This is a genomic window from Sandarakinorhabdus cyanobacteriorum (genome assembly GCF_002251755.1).
GTDB classification, from domain to species: Bacteria; Pseudomonadota; Alphaproteobacteria; order Sphingomonadales; family Sphingomonadaceae; genus Sandarakinorhabdus; species Sandarakinorhabdus cyanobacteriorum.
In genome coordinates this window covers 35641-53445 of record NZ_NOXT01000113.1, presented here as the reverse complement: position 1 = coordinate 53445, position 17805 = coordinate 35641, and the positions used below count along the sequence as shown (strand labels likewise).

Sequence of the window (17805 nt, the reverse complement as noted above, 5' to 3'; positions counted from 1 at the left end):
TGCAAACCCCCGCCGTCCTGCAGGCACCTCCCCCCGAGGGGAGAAGATCACCGCCTCACAATTCCCGAATCCCCGGCACCGCCGGCCGGTCGCCCAGCAACAGCGCGGTCAACGCCCACACCGCCGCATCGGCGCGGTCAGGCGATGCCCCCGGCCCGGCATAACGCCCGCCCACCAGCAGGCCGCACAGCTCATCCTCCAGCGCCGGAAACACCCCGGCATGGCACACCCGCCCTTCGGCATAGAGCGCCGCCACCGGCTCGGCCCGCGCCACCTTGCCCCGCGCCGCGCGCACGGCGGTGATCGGCAGCGCCGCATCCACCGATTTCAGCATCGCCGTCACCATGGCGCCGCCCTGGTTCACTTCGGCCACCACCCGGTCGGCCTGCCATTTGTCTGCCGCGGCGACCACGGCCCGCGCCCAATCCTCCGGCCGTGCTGCGGCGATGCTGGCATCCGCCAGCACAAAGGCCCGGCCATCGCCGGCCAGCGCCGCCACGATGATGCCGCAGGTGCCGCCGCCAGCCGGCGGATCCACCCCCACCACCACCCGCACCAGATCGGCCGGGCGCTGCCCGCGCTGCCGGTCGATCAGCGCGCGGGTCCACAAGGCGCCGTCCAGATCCTCGACAATCTCGCCCTCCAGTTCCTGCCGGCCGGTGATGCTGCCGCCAAAGCGGCGCTCCAGCGCGCCAACGAACCCTTTTGGCAAATTTCGTTCATTGTCCCGCGTCCGCCCGCGCGTCACCACCACACCCGGTTCGGCCAGCAGCGCCTTCAGCCAGTTGAGCGGCAGTGGCGTTGTCGTCAGCATGATGCGCGGGGCGGGCCCCAGCCGGGTCGCCATGCGCAGGTTCATCACCGTCTCTTCGCCATGCGCCCAATGGGCAAATTCATCCCCCCAGGCATAATCGAACTGGCCACCGCGCAGGCCATCGGGCTCCGCCCCGGAATAGAGCCGCGCCTCGCTGCCATTGCACCAGATCAGGCGCTTGGAAGCCGGTTGCCAGCTCAGGCGCTGACCCGGCGGCAACAGCGCCAGCAGGCCGGATTCGCCCTCCACCATCACGGCGCGCGCGGCATCCAGGCTGGGCGCCACCAGCGCAAAGCGGCGTCCGCCGGCCGCGGCCAGATCGTGCACCCACTGCGCGCCGGCACGCGTCTTGCCAAACCCGCGCCCGGCCAGGATCACCCAGATGCCCCAATCCCCGGCCGGGGCCAATTGCGGCGGACGCAGCGCGCCGGCACCGGCCAACATGGCCAGCACGGCATCTTCACCATATCGGTTCAGCCAGTGCCGTTGCACGTCCCGCGGCAGCGCCCGAAACTTCTCCAGCAGCGACGCTGCCAGCTTGCCCTTGGCCATCGGCGGCGGCTCCCGCAGCGGCGCAGCGCCGGCCACAAGGGCTGGTGCGGCACCGGATCAGCAAACAGCCGCAAACGGCCGGTGGTCACCCCCGTGGTTGGTCGGCTCAGGCCGGATCGGCCAGCGCCCGCAATTCGGCCCTCAGCCGCGCCACATGGGCGCCATCCACCGGCCGCCCGGCCGTGCCGCCGGCCCGCGTCACCCCGCTGTCACGCCGCGCCAATATGGCCAGCGCCAGCTTGCTGTCGCGCAGATTGCCGGTCTTGCCATCCTTGGCTTCGGCCTCGCTCAACAATTCCGACAGCAGGCGGTTTTCCACCCGTTCCCAGGCAATGGTGATCGCCTCCTGCTACTGGGCGGCAAATTCGGCATCGGCATCACGCACGCGATAGGCATCAAACACCGAAACACCCAATTCCCGCGCCGCCACCGCCGGATCGCCACAGCGCGCCAGTGCATCCAGAAACACCAGCCGCTTGGCCCGCGTGCCAAACACCCGCCGCCCCAGCCGCGTGCGCGGCCGCCGCCCCAGCCGCGTGCGCGGCCGCCGCCCACTGGCCCGCACCCGGTTCGGCGCAGTTGCAGGGGCCGGCGGCGCGGCCAGCATCAATTCGGTCACCATGGTCAGAAGGCCCTTTCGCTTGACCGGGCCCGTCCGGGTGTTCCCTTCAGGCCGATTCCGCAGGCATGCCGCATCTATAACCAATAGCGTCACGCTCGTCAAGCAAAATGTGCCTATTTGGTTATTTTCTCCAGGGTCGCCACCACCTCGGCGGCAAAGCGGTGCATGGCAAAGGGCGCCGCCGGCAGATCGAATCCGCGCCGGATCACGATGAAATTTCCTGATATCACAGCATATTGGCCACGATTGCCGTTCATCGCATAGGTGCCGGCCGGCAGCGGCGGCACGCCGTCATGCCCGCCCAATCCGCCCCATCGCCAGAAACCGGCGCCATAACCTTCCGGGCGATTGTCCGGCTGCGGCCCGTCCGCCCGCTCCACAAAGGCCGGCCAGTCCGGCGGCAGCAGCTGCTCGCCGCCTGCCCCGATGCCGCTTCTGCCGCCGTTCTGATACAGCAGCGCCAGCCGGGCGAGATCACGCGCCGTCATCCACACCTGGCTGGACAGCACGAAATCGCCGCGCCAGTCCGTCTCCGGCGTGGTGCGTGTCATCCCCAGCGGCCACAGCAATTCGGTGAACGGAAAGGCCATGGCGGCATGTTGGCCAGCCTGCCCGGCCGGCGCCTGCGCTGCCACCACGCGCGACAGGGCCAGGGCCGCCAGCATGATGTCGTTGTTGCTGTAATTGAAATGCGTGCCCGGTCCATGTTCCAACGGCATGGCCGGGGCGGTTTCCGCCACCGTCGCCCCGCCCAGATACACCTCGTCGGTGCGATTGCCCGGCCCGGCGGTCCACAGCCCGCTCTTCATGCGCAGCAACTGCGTCCAGGTGATGGCGGCCCGCGGATCGCCGGCCACCTGCCACTGCGGCACCGGCGCCGGCTGCGCCACATCCACCAATCCCTTCTGCACCGCCCGGCCCACCAAGGTCGCGGTCAGGGATTTCGCCACGCTCCAAGTGCGCTGCGGCGTGTGCATGCTCCAGTCGGCGCGGTATCGCTCGGCAATGATCCTGCCGTCCTTCAGCACGATCACCGCCGTGGTGCGATCCGATTCAAACGCCTTTGCCACCACCGCATCCAGCGCCGCCCGGTCCCGCTTGCGCTTCAGCGGCAACACCGCACCAGCATCGCCCAGCGGCCAGGGCTTGGCATCCATCGCCGCCAGATCGGGCACGGCCAGCCCGGGCACCAGCCGCGCCACATCGGCCGCCGATGTGGCGCCCACCGGCAATTGGGCGCAGCCCAGCAGCGGCCGCCACACCGCGATGCGCGGCGGCAGATTGGTCGCAAACTTCACCGAAACCGTACGCGCCGCCTCATCCACCGCTGCCGTCAGGCCGTTCACAAGCGGCTGATATTCTGCATAGATTCCGGTCAGATCATCGCGCGCGATCGCCGCCTCGCCCTGCCCGGCATTCCACCGCCCGGAACAGGTGAACGCCGCCTTGTATCCTGCCGCCAGGGCCAGCCGGTGCGGATCCGGCGCGGTCTGCGCCGCCACCGGCGCCGCCAGCAGGGTCGCCAGGATGAACAGCCGCCTCACGCCGCCAGCCCGGCATAAACGCTGGCCATCAGCATGCCGGCGCGCATGTCGCCCGTGGTGGTGCCGGCCATCTTGTTCATGGCAAAGGCCATGCACAGCCGCGCATCCATGTCGCACACCACCAGGCTGCCGCCATAACCGCCCCAGAAAATGGTGCGTTCGTTGGGGAACATGCGCAGCGCGCCCTGCAGGCCATAACCCATGCCGTACCGCACCGGCATGTTCAGCACCATGTCCATGCCGGCAATCTGCTCCTGCAGCGCCCGCGCCACCCCGGCTTCCGACAGGAACCGCTTGCCCCCGGCCATGCCGCCATTGGCCATGATCGTCTGCACCGCCGCCACGCTGCGGGCGTTGCCGGTGCCGCCGCCAGCCGGAATCTCCGCCCCGCGCCAGGCGCGCGTGCGGGTGGCGATCGGATCGATGGCGGGGTTGGTCGCCATGTTGCGGGTCAATTCCGATTGCGACACATCGGCGATGGCCGCGCCCTTGGGCGGCGGCACCAGATGCGCCACCCGGTCATCCTCGCTGGCGGGCAGGCCGATGTGGAAATCCGCCTTCAGGGGTTCGGCAAAAATTTCGCGGAATGCCGTGCCCAGCGATTTGCCGGTGATGCGCCGCACCACCTCGCCCACCAGATAGCCCTGGGTCAGTGCGTGATAGCCCGGCGCCGTGCCCGGCTGCCAGAACGGCGCCTGGGCCGCCAGCCGCGTCACGCACAGATCCCAGTCATAAAGATCGGTCGGCGCCATCGGCTCGGCAAAGCCCGACAGGCCGGCCGAATGGCTCATAAGCATCGCCACCGTCACATCCGCCTTGCCGTTCGCGGCAAACTCCGGCCAGTAATGCGCCACAGGGCGCGCGAAATCGAGCAGGCCCTGATCCGCCAGCCACAGCGCCGTCAGCGCCGTCATCGTCTTGGTGGTGGAATAGACGTTGACGATCGTGTCCTTCTCCCACGGGCGGCTCTGCTCCGCATCGGCCCAGCCGCCCCAGATATCGATTATCGGTTCGCCGTTCAGCGTGGCGGCAAAGCAGGCGCCCAGATCAGCGCCGCTGGCCAGACTGGCCGCCATGGCCTGCTTCACCCCTTCAAAGCGCGGCTGTACAAAGCCGTGGACGTCGCTCATGACACCATCTCCTCAGGCAGGGGCGATGGCCCCACCAATGTCTTGTAGAGTTTCAGCGCATAACGGTCGGTCATGCCAGCCACGAAATCGCCGACATGCCGGGCCCGCGCCGGCTCATCGGCCGGGCAGGTGGCCGCCCAATCGCCGGGCAGGCGGCCGGGATCATCATGCAGGGCGGCAAACAGGCCTTCCACCACCTGTTCGGATGGATCGCGCAGCCGCGCCACCGCCGGCGCGCGATACATGTGGGCGCGCAGAAAATCCTTCAGCACCCTGACTTGCGATCCCAACCCGTCCGACAGGCCGGCGAGGGTGCGGCCGGCGGCGCGGACATCGGCCACGCTCCGCGCATCAATCGCCGCCAACCGGGCGCGGGTGGTGGCCAGAAGATCGCTCGCCATGCGGCCAATCTGTTCGCGCACCAATTCGGGCACCAGCCGCCGCCGCGCGGTCACCGCCGGCCAGCGCGCGGTCACCGCGGCCCAGCAATCGGCCACGAACGGCACCTGTGCGGCCACGTCTTCCACCGAAAACAGCCCGGCACGGATGCCGTCATCCAGATCATGATTGTCATAGGCGATGTCATCGGCAATCGCCGCCAGCTGCGCCTCCAGCCCGGCGTGGCTGGCCAGGTCGAGCGGCCAGGCGGCATCCACCCCGGCCAGCGCCCAACCCGGTTCGAAGATCGGCCCATTGTGCTTGGCCATCCCTTCCAGCGTTTCCCAGCACAGGTTCAGCCCATCGAAGCCGGGGTAGCGATTCTCCAATTTCGTCAGGATTCGAAGGGCATGGCCGTTGTGATCAAAGCCGCCCCATGGCGCCATCACCCGCTCCAGCGCATCCTCGCCACTATGCCCGAACGGCGGGTGGCCCAGATCATGCGCCAGCGCCAGCGCCTCGGTCAGATCCTCGTCCACCCCCAGCGCCCGCGCCAGGCTGCGGGCGATCTGCGCCACCTCCAGGCTGTGCGTCAGCCGCACGCGGAAATGGTCACCATCCGGCGCCACAAACACTTGAGTTTTATAGCGTAATCGCCGGAACGCGCCCGAATGGATGATGCGATCCCGATCCCGCGCGAACGGGCTGCGGGTGGCCGAAGCCGCCTCCGCATGCAGCCGCCCGCGCGATGCCTCCCAGAACGTGGCGTAGGGGGCCCGGCTCAACGAACCGTCCCGGCCGCCTTCAGCGCCGCAACCCTGGCATCATCATAGCCCAGATCAGCCAGAATCGCATCGGTTTCCAGTGACTTGGTCATGCGCGGACTGTCGGTGACGGTGGCCGAATAGCGCGGTGCCGGCGCCGGCTGCATCACGCCATCGGCCTCCACAAAGGTCTGCCGGGCGACATTGTGGGGATGATGCGGCGCCTCGCTCATCGACAGCACCGGCGCGAAGCACACATCGGTCATCTCCATGATTTCGCACCATTCAACGCGCGACTTCATCTTGAACAGCGCAGTCAATCGCCCCTTCAGCGCCGGCCAGTTGGCCGCGTTCATCTGCTGGGCAAAGTCGGCATCATCCTTCAATCCGGTCTTTTCCAACAACAATGCATAAAATTGCGGTTCAAGACTGCCAATGCTGATGAATTTCCCATCCGAACATTCATATGTGTCATACATATGCGCCCCGGTGTCGAGCAGGTTGACCCCGCGCTCATCCTTCCAGATGCCGTTGGCGCGGAAGCCCCAGATCATCGCCATCAGCGCCGCCGCGCCATCGGTCATCGCACAATCAATGACTTGGCCCTGCCCGGTCGCCTTGGCGTGCAGCAGCGCCGCCACCATGCCAAAGGCCAGCATCATGCCGCCGCCGCCAAAATCGCCCACCATGTTGATCGGCGGCGTCGGCTTGTCCCCCGCCCGGCCATAGGCATGCAGGGCGCCGGCCAGCGCAATATAGTTGATGTCGTGCCCGGCGGCGTTGGCATAAGGCCCGAACTGGCCCCAGCCGGTCATCCGGCCATAAACCAGCGCCGGGTTCACGGCATGGCAATCGGCGGGCCCCAGGCCAAGCCGCTCGGTCACGCCGGGGCGAAAGCCTTCGAACAACGCATCGGCGGATTTCACCAGGTCCAGCACCAGCGCGCGGCCGTCCGCGCTTTTCAGATCCACCCCGATCACCCGCCGCCCGCGCAGCAGCGGATCACGGGCATCGATGCGCGCGCCCGGCCGATCCACCCGGATCACCTCGGCCCCATGATCGGCCAGCATCATGCCGGCAAACGGCCCCGGCCCGATCCCGGCCAATTCGATGATCCTGATCCCCTGCAATGGCCCGGCCATGTCACTCTCCCCAACTGGTCGTTTCCCCTGCCCTGCCATGCCCGGCCCAAAGGTCAAGCTGTCGCGGCTGGGAGGGGGCCATGGCTGCAAACGACTCGGACGGATCGGACCCGCTGGCGGCGCGCGGACCAAGAGAATGCAAATTAATGCAATTTGTCCTCCCTTTCCTATCCATAATTTTGCGAAATGCGACAGGATTTCAGCAAACTCAGCCCAATTCCCCTCCCACACCCAAACAAAGGTGAAAGTTGTGTCATTTGCATGGGCTTCGTGATACGGCGCGCGCCACGGGTTGCATGGCGCTGGTCTTGAGCCGCAGCAAGCGGATGAACGGCGTGTGGTGTTTCACAGGAGGATTCATGCCTCAAACGCGTACGCAACCGGCATTGGCAAAATCATTGGCCAATGATCTCATCGCCAATATGGCCGACGTGGTGATGGTGGTCACCTATCCCGGCTTCGAGTTGATTTACGCCAATGCGGCTGGCCATGAACAATTGGCATTCATATTGGGTCGGAGCGATCTTGCTGGGCTCAATCTGCGGTCGGCGCTCGACAAATCGGTGATCGACCGCTGGAATGAGTATTTCGACCGGACTCTGGCCACCGGCAGTTGCGACCAGCTTCATACCGGCGTGAAGGGGCGCAGCTGGCATCTGCGCTTGCAGCGTGAGCCGCGGCAGGGACCATGCACCGCCATCACGATCACCGCCACCGACATGACCGCGCTGGCCAGTGTCCGCGACCAGTTGCAGAACAGCGATCTTCATTATCGCACATTGTTCGAGACCATGAGCACGGGCGTCGTCTATCATCAGGCAGACGGCCGGGTGATCCGGGTGAACCCCGCCGCCGAAGCGATCCTGGGTTACAAGGAAGCCGACATGATCGGCTGGAGCCCGTTGCGCAGCAAATGGGATGTCATCCGCGAAGATGGCAGTGTGTTTGCCGGGGCCGAACATCCGATCATGGAGGTGGTGCGCACCGGCATCGGCGTGGACAACCAGCTGCTCGGCATACCCCATCCCGATGGCCGGCGCCGCTGGATCCGCCTCAGCGGCCGGCCTGTCCGCCGCACGGCCGGCGATGCTGTGGAAAATCTGGTCGTCTGCTTCCAGGATGTGACCGAACAGCAGGAACTGCGCCAACAGACCATCGCCCAGATGCGGCAGCTGGATCGCGCCCTGGAACAGACCTTGCTGGCCATGGCCGAAATGATCGAAATGCGCGATCCCTACACCGCCGGGCATCAGCAGAATGTCGCCCAGCTGGCCGATCGCATCGCCCGCGAAATGGGCCTGGGCGAAGATCGCTGCCGGATGATCCGCCTCGCCGCCCTGGTGCATGACATCGGCAAGAACGCCATACCGATTGATCTGCTGGTCAAGCCCACCGGCCTGTCGCCGCTGGAATTTGACATGGTCAAACAGCATGTCGAGGCCGGCTATCACGTGCTCAGCCGCATCGAATTCGCCCAGCCGGTGGCCGATATCATGCGCCAGCACCATGAACGGCTGGATGGATCGGGCTATCCGCATGGCCTCGCCGGCGATCAGATCCTGCTGGAAGCGCGCATCCTGGCCGTGGCCGATACCGTGGATGCCATGGTAAACCACCGCCCCTATCGCGCCGCCCGCGGCATGCCGGCCACCCTGGCCTTGCTCGAACAAAGCGCCGGCGCCCATTATGATCCCGATGTGGTGGCCGCGTTCAAGCGCACCGTGCAGGCCGGCTGATCCGGCTGCCCTCCCGCTTGCGGGAGGGGTCGCCAGCGCATTTGTGTGCCTATGCTGGTCACAAAGGAGCCTGCCCACATGACCATATCCCGCGAAATCCGCCTGGCCAGCCGCCCGGTTGGCGTGCCCGCCGCTGCCAATTTTGAGCTGGCGACACGCGAACTGCCCGCCCCCGGCCCCGGCGAGGTGCTGGTGGAAAACAAGTGGATGTCCGTCGATCCCTATATGCGCGGCCGCATGTATGACCGGCCCAGCTATGTGCCGCCGTTCGCCATTGGCGAGGCGCTGCAGGGCGGCGCCCTCGGCGTGGTGACGGCCAGCAATTCGGATGCGCTCAAGGTGGGCGATGTCGTCTCCTCCATGTTTGGCTGGCGCGAGGCGTTCGTGGCGCCGGCCGCCGCGCTGCAAAAACTGGACGTGCCGCCCGGCGTGCCGCTGCAGGCATTCCTTGGCGTGCTCGGCATGCCCGGCCTCACCGCCTGGGCCGGCCTCACCCAGATCGGCAAGCCCAAGCCCGGCGACACGGTGTTTGTTTCGGGCGCCGCCGGCGCTGTGGGCAGCATCGTGGCGCAGGTCGCCAAGCTGAAGGGCTGCACCGTGGTGGCCAGCGCCGGCAGTGATGACAAGTGCGACTGGCTCCGGAGCCTCGGCATCGATCATGTCATCAACTATCGCACCTGCGGCAACCTGCTGGCCGCCGTGCAGGCCGCCGCACCCAAGGGCATCGATGTCTATTTCGACAATGTCGGCGGCGAACATCTGGAAGTGGCCATCGAAGTCGCCCGGCCGTTCGCCCGGCTGGTCGAATGCGGCATGATCGCCAGCTACAACGACACCGAACCCACGCCCGGCCCGCGCAACATCATCCAGGTCGTCGGCAAGTCGCTCACCATGCGCGGCTTCATCGTGATCGAATTCCAGGGCCTGCAGGCCGAATTCGCCGCCGAAGTGGGCAGCTGGATCGCTTCCGGCCAGCTGAAGTGGCAGGACACGGTGATGGAGGGGATCGAGAATGCCCCGGCCGCCTTCATCGGCCTGTTCGAGGGCAAGAACACCGGCAAGATGGTGGTGAAGCTGTAAGGGCAGTTCAGACCAGGACCAATGCCGCTCATGCCGAGCTTGTCGAGGCAGGCACCAAAGCTGGTCGGTGCCTCGACAAGCTCGGCATGAGCGGATCGTGATGGTTTGGCGGGTTATCCCACAGGCCGCCGGGCGTTCAGCGCCAGCGCCAGCGTGCCTTCATCCAGATAATCCAGCTCGCCGCCCATCGGCAGGCCCTGGGCCAGCTGGCTGACCTTCACCCCCGTGGGCCGCAGCGCGTCGGCGACATAGTGCATGGTCGCCTGGCCTTCCATCGTGGCCGATAGCGCCAGCACCACCTCCCGCACCAGCCCATCGCTGGCACGCATCACCAACGAGGTAATGGCCAGATCCTCGGGCCCGATGCCATCCAGCGCCGAAAGCCGCCCGCCCAGCACATGATAGCGGCCGGAAAACAGATGCTTGCCATCCAGCGCCCACAGATCAGCCACATCGGCCACCACGCACAGCAGGCCGGCATCGCGGCGCGGATCGCGGCAGATGGCGCACGGGTCGCTGGTTTCGACATTGCCGCAGGTGGAACACACCACCAGATTGGCGGTGACCGCCTGCAAGGCTTCGAGCAGCGGAAACAGCGCCACTTCGCGCCGCTTGATCAGGTGCAGCACCGCCCGCCGCGCCGAACGCGGGCCCAGCCCCGGCAGGCGGGCCAGGGCGGCGGTGAGGGCATCAATCTCGGGCGAGGCCATGGCCCCTTATGGTGACAGATTTTTACCGGCGCAACCGGTCTGGATTTTGACACGAATTGCGCAGGGGACGGGCTTTTCGCGCTGCACCAACTGGGCTAGACCTGCGACAACTTGTCAAAAAACCCGCACAAAGTGGAGACCGCACATGACCGCCATCGGCCAGGACAGCCTGAACACCCGCCGCACCCTGAAGGCCGGCGGCAAGGAATATGCCTATTACAGCCTGGAGGCGGCCGCCGCCACGCTGGGCGATGTGTCGCGCTTGCCCTATTCGATGAAGGTGTTGCTGGAAAATCTGCTGCGCTTTGAAGATGGCAGCACGGTCACCACCGCCGATGTGCAGGCCGTGGTGGATTGGCAGGCCACCCGCACCTCCACCCACGAGATCAATTATCGCCCGGCGCGCGTGCTGATGCAGGATTTCACCGGCGTGCCCTGCGTCGTCGATCTTGCCGCCATGCGCGATGCCATCACCAAGCTGGGCGGCGATCCGATGAAGATCAACCCGCTGGTGCCGGTGGATCTGGTGATCGATCACAGCGTGATGGTCGATGAATTCGGCAACCCCACCGCGTTTGAAGACAATATGGCGCTGGAATATGCCCGCAACCTGGAACGCTATGAATTCCTGCGCTGGGGTTCGAAATCGCTGCGCAACTTCCGCGTGGTGCCGCCCGGCACCGGCATCTGCCACCAGGTGAACCTGGAATATCTGGCCAAGACCGTGTGGAGCAGCGAAGACGCCTCTGGCGCGATGGTCGCCTATCCCGACACCTGCGTGGGCACCGACAGCCACACCACGATGATCAACGGCCTCGGCGTGCTGGGCTGGGGCGTGGGCGGGATCGAGGCGGAGGCCGCCATGCTCGGCCAGCCGGTCTCCATGCTGATCCCCGAAGTTGTCGGTTTCAAGCTCACCGGCACGCTGCCCGAAGGCGTGACCGCCACCGATCTTGTGCTCACCGCCACCCAGATGCTGCGCAAGAAGGGCGTGGTCGGCCGCTTTGTCGAATATTTCGGCCCCGGCCTTGATGCCCTCACCCTCGCCGATCGCGCCACGCTGGCCAACATGGCACCCGAATATGGCGCCACCTGCGGCTTCTTCCCGGTCGATGCCAAGACGATCGATTATCTGGTGCTGTCGGGCCGCGATGCCGACACCGTGGCGCTGGTCGAAGCCTATGCACGCGCGCAGGGCCTGTGGCGGGAGGCGGACACGCCCGATCCCGTCTTCACCGATGTGCTGGAACTGGATCTGTCGACCGTGCTGCCCAGCCTCGCCGGCCCGCGCCGCCCGCAGGACAAGGTGCTGCTGTCGGATGCCAAGCCGGCGTTCGAAAAGGAACTGGCCGGCGGCTATGGCAAGGCCGACAAGATGGATCAGCGCGCGGCCGTTGCCGGCGCCAATTATGACATCGGCCATGGCGATGTCGTGATCGCCGCCATCACCAGCTGCACCAACACCTCCAACCCCAGCGTGCTGGTCGCCGCCGGCCTGGTGGCCCGCAAGGCCCGCGCCCTCGGCCTCAAGAACCAGCCCTGGGTGAAGACCAGCTTTGCCCCCGGTTCCAAGGTGGTGACTGATTATTTCGAGAAATCGGGCCTTGCCGCCGACATGGATGCGCTGGGCTTCAACCTGGTTGGCTATGGCTGCACCACCTGCATCGGCAATTCGGGCCCGCTGCCGGAACCGATTTCAGACGCGATCAACGGCAATGACATCGTCGCCGCCTCCGTGCTGTCGGGCAACCGCAACTTCGAAGGCAGGGTGAGCCCGGACGTGAAGGCCAATTATCTGGCGAGCCCGCCACTCGTCGTCGCCTATGCCCTGGCCGGCACGATGCGCAAGGACCTGACCAAGGAACCGATTGGCGAAGGCAGCAATGGCCCCGTCTATCTGAAGGATATCTGGCCGACCAATGCCGAAGTTGCCGGCATGGTGATGGCCAATGTCACGCCGGAAATGTTCGCCAGCCGTTATGCCAATGTGTTCGACGGCGATGCGCGCTGGCAGGCGGTGCAGGTGGAAGGCGGCGCCACCTACAAGTGGAACATGAGCAGCACCTATGTGCAGAACCCGCCCTATTTCGAAGGCATGACGATGACGCCCAGCCCGGTGGCCGACATCGTGGGTGCCCGCGCGCTGGCCATGTTTGCCGATTCGATCACCACCGATCACATCAGCCCGGCCGGCAGCATCAAGGAAGCCAGCCCGGCCGGCAAATATCTGACCGAACGCCAGGTGACCAAGGCCGAGTTCAATTCCTATGGCGCCCGCCGCGGCAACCACGAGGTGATGATGCGCGGCACCTTCGCCAACATCCGCATCAAGAACGAGATGGTGCCGGGCGTGGAAGGCGGCGTGACGCGCCATGTGCCCACCGGCGCGCAGATGGCGATCTATGATGCCGCCATGGCCTACAAGGCCGATGGCACGCCGCTCGTCGTCATCGCCGGCAAGGAATATGGCACCGGCTCCAGCCGCGACTGGGCGGCCAAGGGCACGACGCTTCTGGGCGTGCGCGCCGTGGTGGCCGAAAGCTTCGAGCGCATCCACCGCTCCAACCTGGTCGGCATGGGCGTGCTGCCGCTGGAATTCGCCTCCGGCACCGATCGCAAGACCGTGGGCCTCACCGGCGATGAGCTGTTCGAGATCACCGGCCTGTCGGGCCTGAAGCCGCGCCAGACCATCGAGGTGCGCTTCACCCGTGCCGATGGCTCGTCGGGCAGCTTCCAGGCGCTGTGCCGGATCGATACCGAACAGGAGCTGGAATATTATTACGCTGGCGGCATCCTGCCCTACGTGCTGCGCAACCTGGCGGCCTGATGGACTGGCAAACGCTGGGCATCGAGGCGGCGGGCTGGATCGGGGCGGTGCTGGTGCTGGCGGGCTATGGCCTGGCCAGTGCCGGCCGCCTCGACGGCCGCTCGCCGCTGTTCCAGTGGTTGAACCTCGTCGGTGCCGCCGGGTTCGTGATCAACACCGCATATCATGGCGCCATCCCGTCGATGGTGCTCAACATCATCTGGTGCGGCATCGCCATCGTCACCCTCGCCCGTCGCAAGGTCTAGGCGCGTTCGAACAGGCTGCCCTTGATCCGGCCCCATTGCGCCACCGGCCAGCCGCGCACCGCTGCGATGGCGGCCAGTTCGTTCGACGGGTTCACGCACAACACCCGCCCACCGCGTTCCAGCGCCAGGTCGAAACAGGGCTGATCGCTGTGGTGATCGCTGGTGAAATGCACCACGGCGTCGCCCTGCGCCTGGCGGCCCAGCCACTGCTCCACCGCCACCCGCTTGGCCGCGCCATAGCAATTGTCGCCATCCAACCGGTTCAGCAGCCAGTCGCCATCCCGCACCGCCTCGGTCGCCACCACATCCGCCACGCCCAGCCGGGCGGCGATGGCGCGGACATAGAATCCATGGCTGGCCGATGCGATCAGCAGCCGGCGGCCGGCGGCGGCATCGGCGGCCAGTGCGGCGCGTGCCGGCTCCAGCGCATGGGCCGCAACGAATGTATCGGCAAAGGCCGCCGCCACCGCCGCCATGTCCGCCGCCCGCACCCGGCCGCCGATCAACCAGCGGTGGGACCAGCTCTTGATGCCCCCGCGCGACATCAGCCCCAAGGCATAGGCCAGGCCGCCCAGCGCCACCAGCGGCAGCAGCAGCACCCGCCACGGCGCCTGCGTGCGCAGCCAGAAGCGGATGAAATGCGCCCAGCTGCCGGTGTCGGTCAGCGTGCGGTCCAGATCATAAACCGCAATTTCGGTGCGATTGGAGGTCATTGTTCCCCTTGGCATTTGCCGTGCCATAGCCCAGTTTGGCCGCCATGGGCAGCATGAGCTGGGCAAAAGCAGAGGATGGTTGCGCGCTGGCGCGGCTGTCTGGCCGGCTGACCATCGATGATGTGGCGACACTGGCCGCCGATCTGGCCGCCACACCACCAGCCGCGCCCGGCCTAGTGATCGATCTGGCCGGCGTCACCGCCATCGATACCGCCGGGGCCTGGGCGGTGAACAGCACCGCCATGCTCTGGCAGGCGGCCGGCCACAGCGCCCGCATCACCGGCGCCGCGCCGGCCATCGACCGGCTGGTGCAAAGCCTGCAGGCCCCGCCGCCGCCAATGCCGGTTCGGCCCGATCCTGGCAATCCGGTGCTGGCGCGCGTGGCCCGCGTCGGCGCGGCCCTGATCCACCAGGCCCGCAACATTGGCGCCTTCCTGGCCTTTCTGGGGCAAACCTTGCAGGTGCTCGGCGGCACGCTGACCGGCCGCCGACGGCTGCGCTGGCATGCCGTGGTGCACCAGGCCGAAGCGGTTGGTGTCAACGCGCTGGGCATCATCGCGCTGCTGCTGTTCCTGGTCGGCCTGGTCGTCGCGCAGCAGGGCGCCGTGCAGCTTCGCCAGTTCGGGGCGGAGGTGTTCACCGTCAACCTCATCGGCCGTGCCACCACGCGGGAACTGGGCATATTGCTCACCGCCATCATGGTCGCCGGCCGGTCCGGATCGGCCTTTGCCGCCCAGATCGGCTCGATGAAGCTAAACCAGGAGGTGGATGCGCTGAAAACCATCGGCCTTGATCCGATCGAGGTGCTGGTGGTGCCGCGCGTCATCGCCTGTTCGCTCATGCTGCTCGGCCTCGCCTTCTATGGCGGGCTGTGGGCGCTGGTGGGCGGCGGCCTGTTTGCCTGGGTCGATCTCAAGATGCCGCCGTCGGCCTATGTCACCCGATTGCAGGAGGTGATCATGATGTCCGATTTCGTGGTCGGCATGATCAAGGCACCGGTGTTTGGCTTCATCATCGCGCTGATGGGCTGTTTCCAGGGCATGCAGGTCACCGGCAACGCCGAATCGGTGGGCCAGCGCACCACCCAGGCGGTGGTGGAAGCCATCTTCGTGGTGATCGTGTTCGATGCCTTCTTCGCGGTGTTCTTCAGCACGCTGGGGTATAATTGATGCTCAGCCCGACCCTGCCCGATGGAGAGGATGTGGCGCTGCGCATCCGCGGGCTGGTCACTGGCTTTGGCGATCAGCTGCTGCACAAGGGGCTCGATCTCGATGTCCGCCGCGGCGAGGTCCTCGGGCTGGTCGGCGGTTCGGGCAGCGGCAAATCGGTGCTGCTGCGCGCCATCATCGGGCTGCAGCCGGTGCGCGCCGGCCATGTCGAAATCTTTGGCCAGAATGCGCTTGATCCCGATCCGGTGCTGCGCCGTGCCCTGCGCCGGCAATGGGGCGTGCTGTTCCAGGATGGCGCGCTGTTTTCCGGCCTCACTGTGTCGGAAAACATCCAGGTGCCGATGCGCGAATATCTGCGCCTGCCCGAATCGATCATGGCGGCGCTGTCCACCGCGCGGCTGCGGCAGGTGGGCCTGCCGCCCGATGCCTGCCCCAAATATCCATCCGAACTGTCGGGCGGGATGCGCAAACGCGCCGGTCTTGCCCGCGCCCTGGCGCTGGATCCGCCGCTGTTGTTCCTTGATGAACCCACCGCCGGGCTCGATCCGATCTCGGCCGCCGCCTTCGACACGCTGGTGCGCTTGCTGGCCGACACGCTGGGGCTCACCCTGTTCCTCATCACCCATGATCTCGACACGCTGGTCAGCATTTGTGACCGGGTGGCCGTGCTGGGCGAAGGACGGGTGCTGGCCTGTGGCACGGTGGACGAACTGCGCCGGTTCAACCATCCTTGGGTGCAGCAATATTTTGGCGGTCCGCGCGGGCGGGCGGCAATCGGAAAGCAGGCCTGATGGAAAATCGCAGCAATCAGCTGATCGTCGGCAGCGTGGCGCTGGCCATGGTGGTTGGCATATTGGTCATGATCCTGTGGCTGTCCCGCTATTCGGGCGTGGAGCGCAAGCAGTACGATATCCTGTTCCACCAATCGATTTCCGGACTGGCGCTGGGCTCCCCGGTGCAATTCAACGGTGTCAGCGTTGGCAAGATCAACGAAATCCGGTTGTTGCCCGACCAGCCCGACGTGGTGCGGGTGCGGATTGCCATTGATGCCTCCGTGCCGGTGCTGCAGGGCACCACCGCCGGCATCGAGGGCGTGGGCTTCACCGGCGTGTCGCAGGTGCAGCTGCAGGGTGCCATGTCGGGCAGCGCGGCCATCACCAGGGCCGGCCCCTGGGGCGTGCCGCTGATCCCGCCACGCGGAGGCGGCCTCAATGATCTGCTCACCACCGCGCCTGTGGTCCTGTCCAACGTCGCCCGCCTGACCGAGCGGCTCAACGACGTGCTGAAGGATGAAAACCGCGCCGCGCTGTCGGGCATCCTGAAGAACACTGATGTTGCCACCGCCGCGCTGGCCAAGGGTGCGCCCGATCTGGCCGCGGCCCTGTCCGAAGCGCGCACCACCATGACCCAGGCCACCGCCACGCTGCAACGGATCGAGGCGCTTACCCAATCCGGGCAGAGCCTGGTCGACAGCGAGATCCGTCCGCTGACCAGCGACCTCAGGCGCACTGTGGCCCGCACCGAAACCACGCTGGCCCGTGTGGAGGCGCTGGCCGCCAGCGCACAGCCGGGGGTGGAGATGCTCTCGAACCAGACGGTGCCCGAAACCACCCAGCTGATCCGCGAGCTGCGCGAGGCCACCAGCCGGCTGGGCGCCATCGCCGCCAAGCTGGATGAAGATCCGGCCGGCGCTCTGCTCGGCGGCCGCCGCCTGCCCGAATATCAGCCCCCGAAGGAACCGCGCCCATGACGAAGCTATTTGTGCCGGCAATGGCGGCGCTGCTGCTGGCCGGCTGTGGCCCGCTGGTGCAACTGGGCGGCAACAGCCCGGCCCCGGCCACGCTGCTGGTGCTGCGCGCCGCCGCGCCGCCGCCGAGCTGGGCCGGCCCCACGCCGCTGGCCGAAACGCTCAGCGTTGCCGTGCCCGATGTGCCGGCCGAACTGCAGACGCTGCGCCTGCCTGTGCAGGTGGGGGCGGCCGGCGTGCAATATCTGGCCGGCGCCAGCTGGACCGAACAACCCAACCGCCAGTTCCAGCGCCTGCTGGCCGACACACTGGCCGGCGCCGGCGTGCCAGTGCTCGATACGCGCTCCGGCACCGTCTCCCCGGCCCGGGCGCTGACCGGCCATTTGCGCGAATTCGGCCTGGATGTGCGTGGGGGCCCAGTGGTGCGCGTGCGCTATGATGCCCAGCTCGCCGGCCCGCGCGGCGGCGGCACCGTGGCACTGCGCAGCTTTGTCGCCGAAGAAGCGGTGGCGAGCCAGCAACCCGAAGCCGTCGCAGGCGCGCTCAACCGCGCCGCCAATCGCCTCGCCACCGAGGTTGCCGCCTGGGTGAAGGGCTGACCGAACGGATCCTCCCCCTTTGGGGGAGGTGCC

Annotated in this window: 17 protein-coding genes; 8 read left to right on the top strand and 9 right to left on the bottom strand. The window is 66.9% G+C overall.

The annotated features are described in order from the left end of the window. Positions 1 to 55: 55 nt before the first annotated feature. From CHU93_RS10385 to CHU93_RS10355, 7 genes are all read right to left on the bottom strand, one after another. The gene (locus CHU93_RS10385) at positions 56 to 1366 is read right to left on the bottom strand and encodes a DNA-packaging protein (protein ID WP_243375530.1); all 1311 of its coding nucleotides are present in this window, start codon (positions 1364 to 1366) and stop codon (positions 56 to 58) included. 106 nt (positions 1367 to 1472) lie between these two features. Further along, the gene (locus tag CHU93_RS10380) at positions 1473 to 1685 is read right to left on the bottom strand and encodes a hypothetical protein (protein WP_094473978.1); all 213 of its coding nucleotides are present in this window, start codon (positions 1683 to 1685) and stop codon (positions 1473 to 1475) included. A 30-nt stretch (positions 1686 to 1715) separates the two neighbouring features. Continuing rightward, the gene (locus tag CHU93_RS17565; protein WP_094473977.1) at positions 1716 to 1988 is read right to left on the bottom strand and encodes a hypothetical protein; all 273 of its coding nucleotides are present in this window, start codon (positions 1986 to 1988) and stop codon (positions 1716 to 1718) included. Between the two features lie 113 nt (positions 1989 to 2101). Further along, positions 2102 to 3532, bottom strand: coding sequence for a serine hydrolase domain-containing protein (locus tag CHU93_RS10370; RefSeq protein ID WP_094473976.1), 1431 nt, complete (start codon positions 3530 to 3532; stop codon positions 2102 to 2104). Beyond that, complete coding sequence (locus tag CHU93_RS10365; RefSeq protein ID WP_094473975.1) at positions 3529 to 4662, bottom strand: serine hydrolase domain-containing protein; 1134 nt, start codon at positions 4660 to 4662, stop codon at positions 3529 to 3531. Before CHU93_RS10365 ends, CHU93_RS10370 begins: the two co-directional genes overlap by 4 nt. Then, a complete protein-coding gene (locus CHU93_RS10360) occupies positions 4659 to 5825 on the bottom strand; it encodes a deoxyguanosinetriphosphate triphosphohydrolase (protein ID WP_094473974.1) in 1167 nt (388 codons plus the stop codon). The genes CHU93_RS10365 and CHU93_RS10360 overlap by 4 nt, the downstream gene beginning before the upstream one ends. Beyond that, positions 5822 to 6946, bottom strand: coding sequence for a CaiB/BaiF CoA transferase family protein (locus tag CHU93_RS10355; protein ID WP_094473973.1), 1125 nt, complete (start codon positions 6944 to 6946; stop codon positions 5822 to 5824). Before CHU93_RS10355 ends, CHU93_RS10360 begins: the two co-directional genes overlap by 4 nt. Positions 6947 to 7305: 359 nt before the next feature. On the opposite strand from CHU93_RS10355, the gene CHU93_RS10350 reads away from it, so the two are divergent. Both CHU93_RS10350 and CHU93_RS10345 read left to right on the top strand, forming a co-directional pair. After that, positions 7306 to 8682 carry an HD domain-containing phosphohydrolase gene (locus CHU93_RS10350; RefSeq protein WP_165768691.1) on the top strand — a complete coding sequence of 459 codons (1377 nt, stop codon included), beginning with the start codon at positions 7306 to 7308 and terminating at the stop codon, positions 8680 to 8682. 78 nt (positions 8683 to 8760) lie between these two features. Then, the gene (locus CHU93_RS10345; protein ID WP_094474014.1) at positions 8761 to 9762 is read left to right on the top strand and encodes an NADP-dependent oxidoreductase; all 1002 of its coding nucleotides are present in this window, start codon (positions 8761 to 8763) and stop codon (positions 9760 to 9762) included. Positions 9763 to 9875: 113 nt separating this feature from the next. On the opposite strand, the gene recR is transcribed toward CHU93_RS10345, so the two are convergent. Continuing rightward, positions 9876 to 10472 carry a recombination mediator RecR gene (gene recR, locus CHU93_RS10340; protein WP_086117067.1) on the bottom strand — a complete coding sequence of 199 codons (597 nt, stop codon included), beginning with the start codon at positions 10470 to 10472 and terminating at the stop codon, positions 9876 to 9878. Positions 10473 to 10617: 145 nt separating this feature from the next. On the opposite strand from recR, the gene acnA reads away from it, so the two are divergent. Both acnA and CHU93_RS10330 read left to right on the top strand, forming a co-directional pair. Beyond that, positions 10618 to 13299, top strand: coding sequence for an aconitate hydratase AcnA (gene acnA / locus CHU93_RS10335; protein WP_094473971.1), 2682 nt, complete (start codon positions 10618 to 10620; stop codon positions 13297 to 13299). After that, positions 13299 to 13544: a CBU_0592 family membrane protein gene (locus tag CHU93_RS10330; RefSeq protein ID WP_094473970.1), complete on the top strand. Its 246-nt coding sequence runs from the start codon at positions 13299 to 13301 to the stop codon at positions 13542 to 13544. Before acnA ends, CHU93_RS10330 begins: the two co-directional genes overlap by 1 nt. On the opposite strand, the gene CHU93_RS10325 is transcribed toward CHU93_RS10330, so the two are convergent. Then, a complete protein-coding gene (locus CHU93_RS10325) occupies positions 13541 to 14257 on the bottom strand; it encodes an HAD family hydrolase (protein WP_165768690.1) in 717 nt (238 codons plus the stop codon). The two genes, CHU93_RS10330 and CHU93_RS10325, sit on opposite strands and share 4 nt — an antisense overlap. A gap of 53 nt (positions 14258 to 14310) precedes the next feature. Here CHU93_RS10325 and CHU93_RS10320 point away from each other — a divergent pair, with 53 nt between their 5' ends. Genes CHU93_RS10320 through CHU93_RS10305 form a run of 4 tightly spaced genes read left to right on the top strand, consistent with a single transcriptional unit; the run spans position 14311 to position 17772 of the window. Then, positions 14311 to 15426 (top strand): ABC transporter permease, encoded by a 1116-nt coding sequence (locus CHU93_RS10320; RefSeq protein WP_243375527.1) that lies wholly within the window; start codon positions 14311 to 14313, stop codon positions 15424 to 15426. Beyond that, the gene (locus CHU93_RS10315) at positions 15426 to 16217 is read left to right on the top strand and encodes an ABC transporter ATP-binding protein (protein WP_094473967.1); all 792 of its coding nucleotides are present in this window, start codon (positions 15426 to 15428) and stop codon (positions 16215 to 16217) included. The genes CHU93_RS10320 and CHU93_RS10315 overlap by 1 nt, the downstream gene beginning before the upstream one ends. After that, entirely contained in the window at positions 16217 to 17176 is a 960-nt protein-coding gene (locus CHU93_RS10310; RefSeq protein ID WP_094473966.1) for an MlaD family protein, read from the top strand. The genes CHU93_RS10315 and CHU93_RS10310 overlap by 1 nt, the downstream gene beginning before the upstream one ends. Then, positions 17173 to 17772, top strand: a complete 600-nt coding sequence (locus tag CHU93_RS10305; RefSeq protein WP_094473965.1) for an ABC-type transport auxiliary lipoprotein family protein — start codon at positions 17173 to 17175, stop codon at positions 17770 to 17772. Before CHU93_RS10310 ends, CHU93_RS10305 begins: the two co-directional genes overlap by 4 nt. Positions 17773 to 17805: the final 33 nt, after the last annotated feature.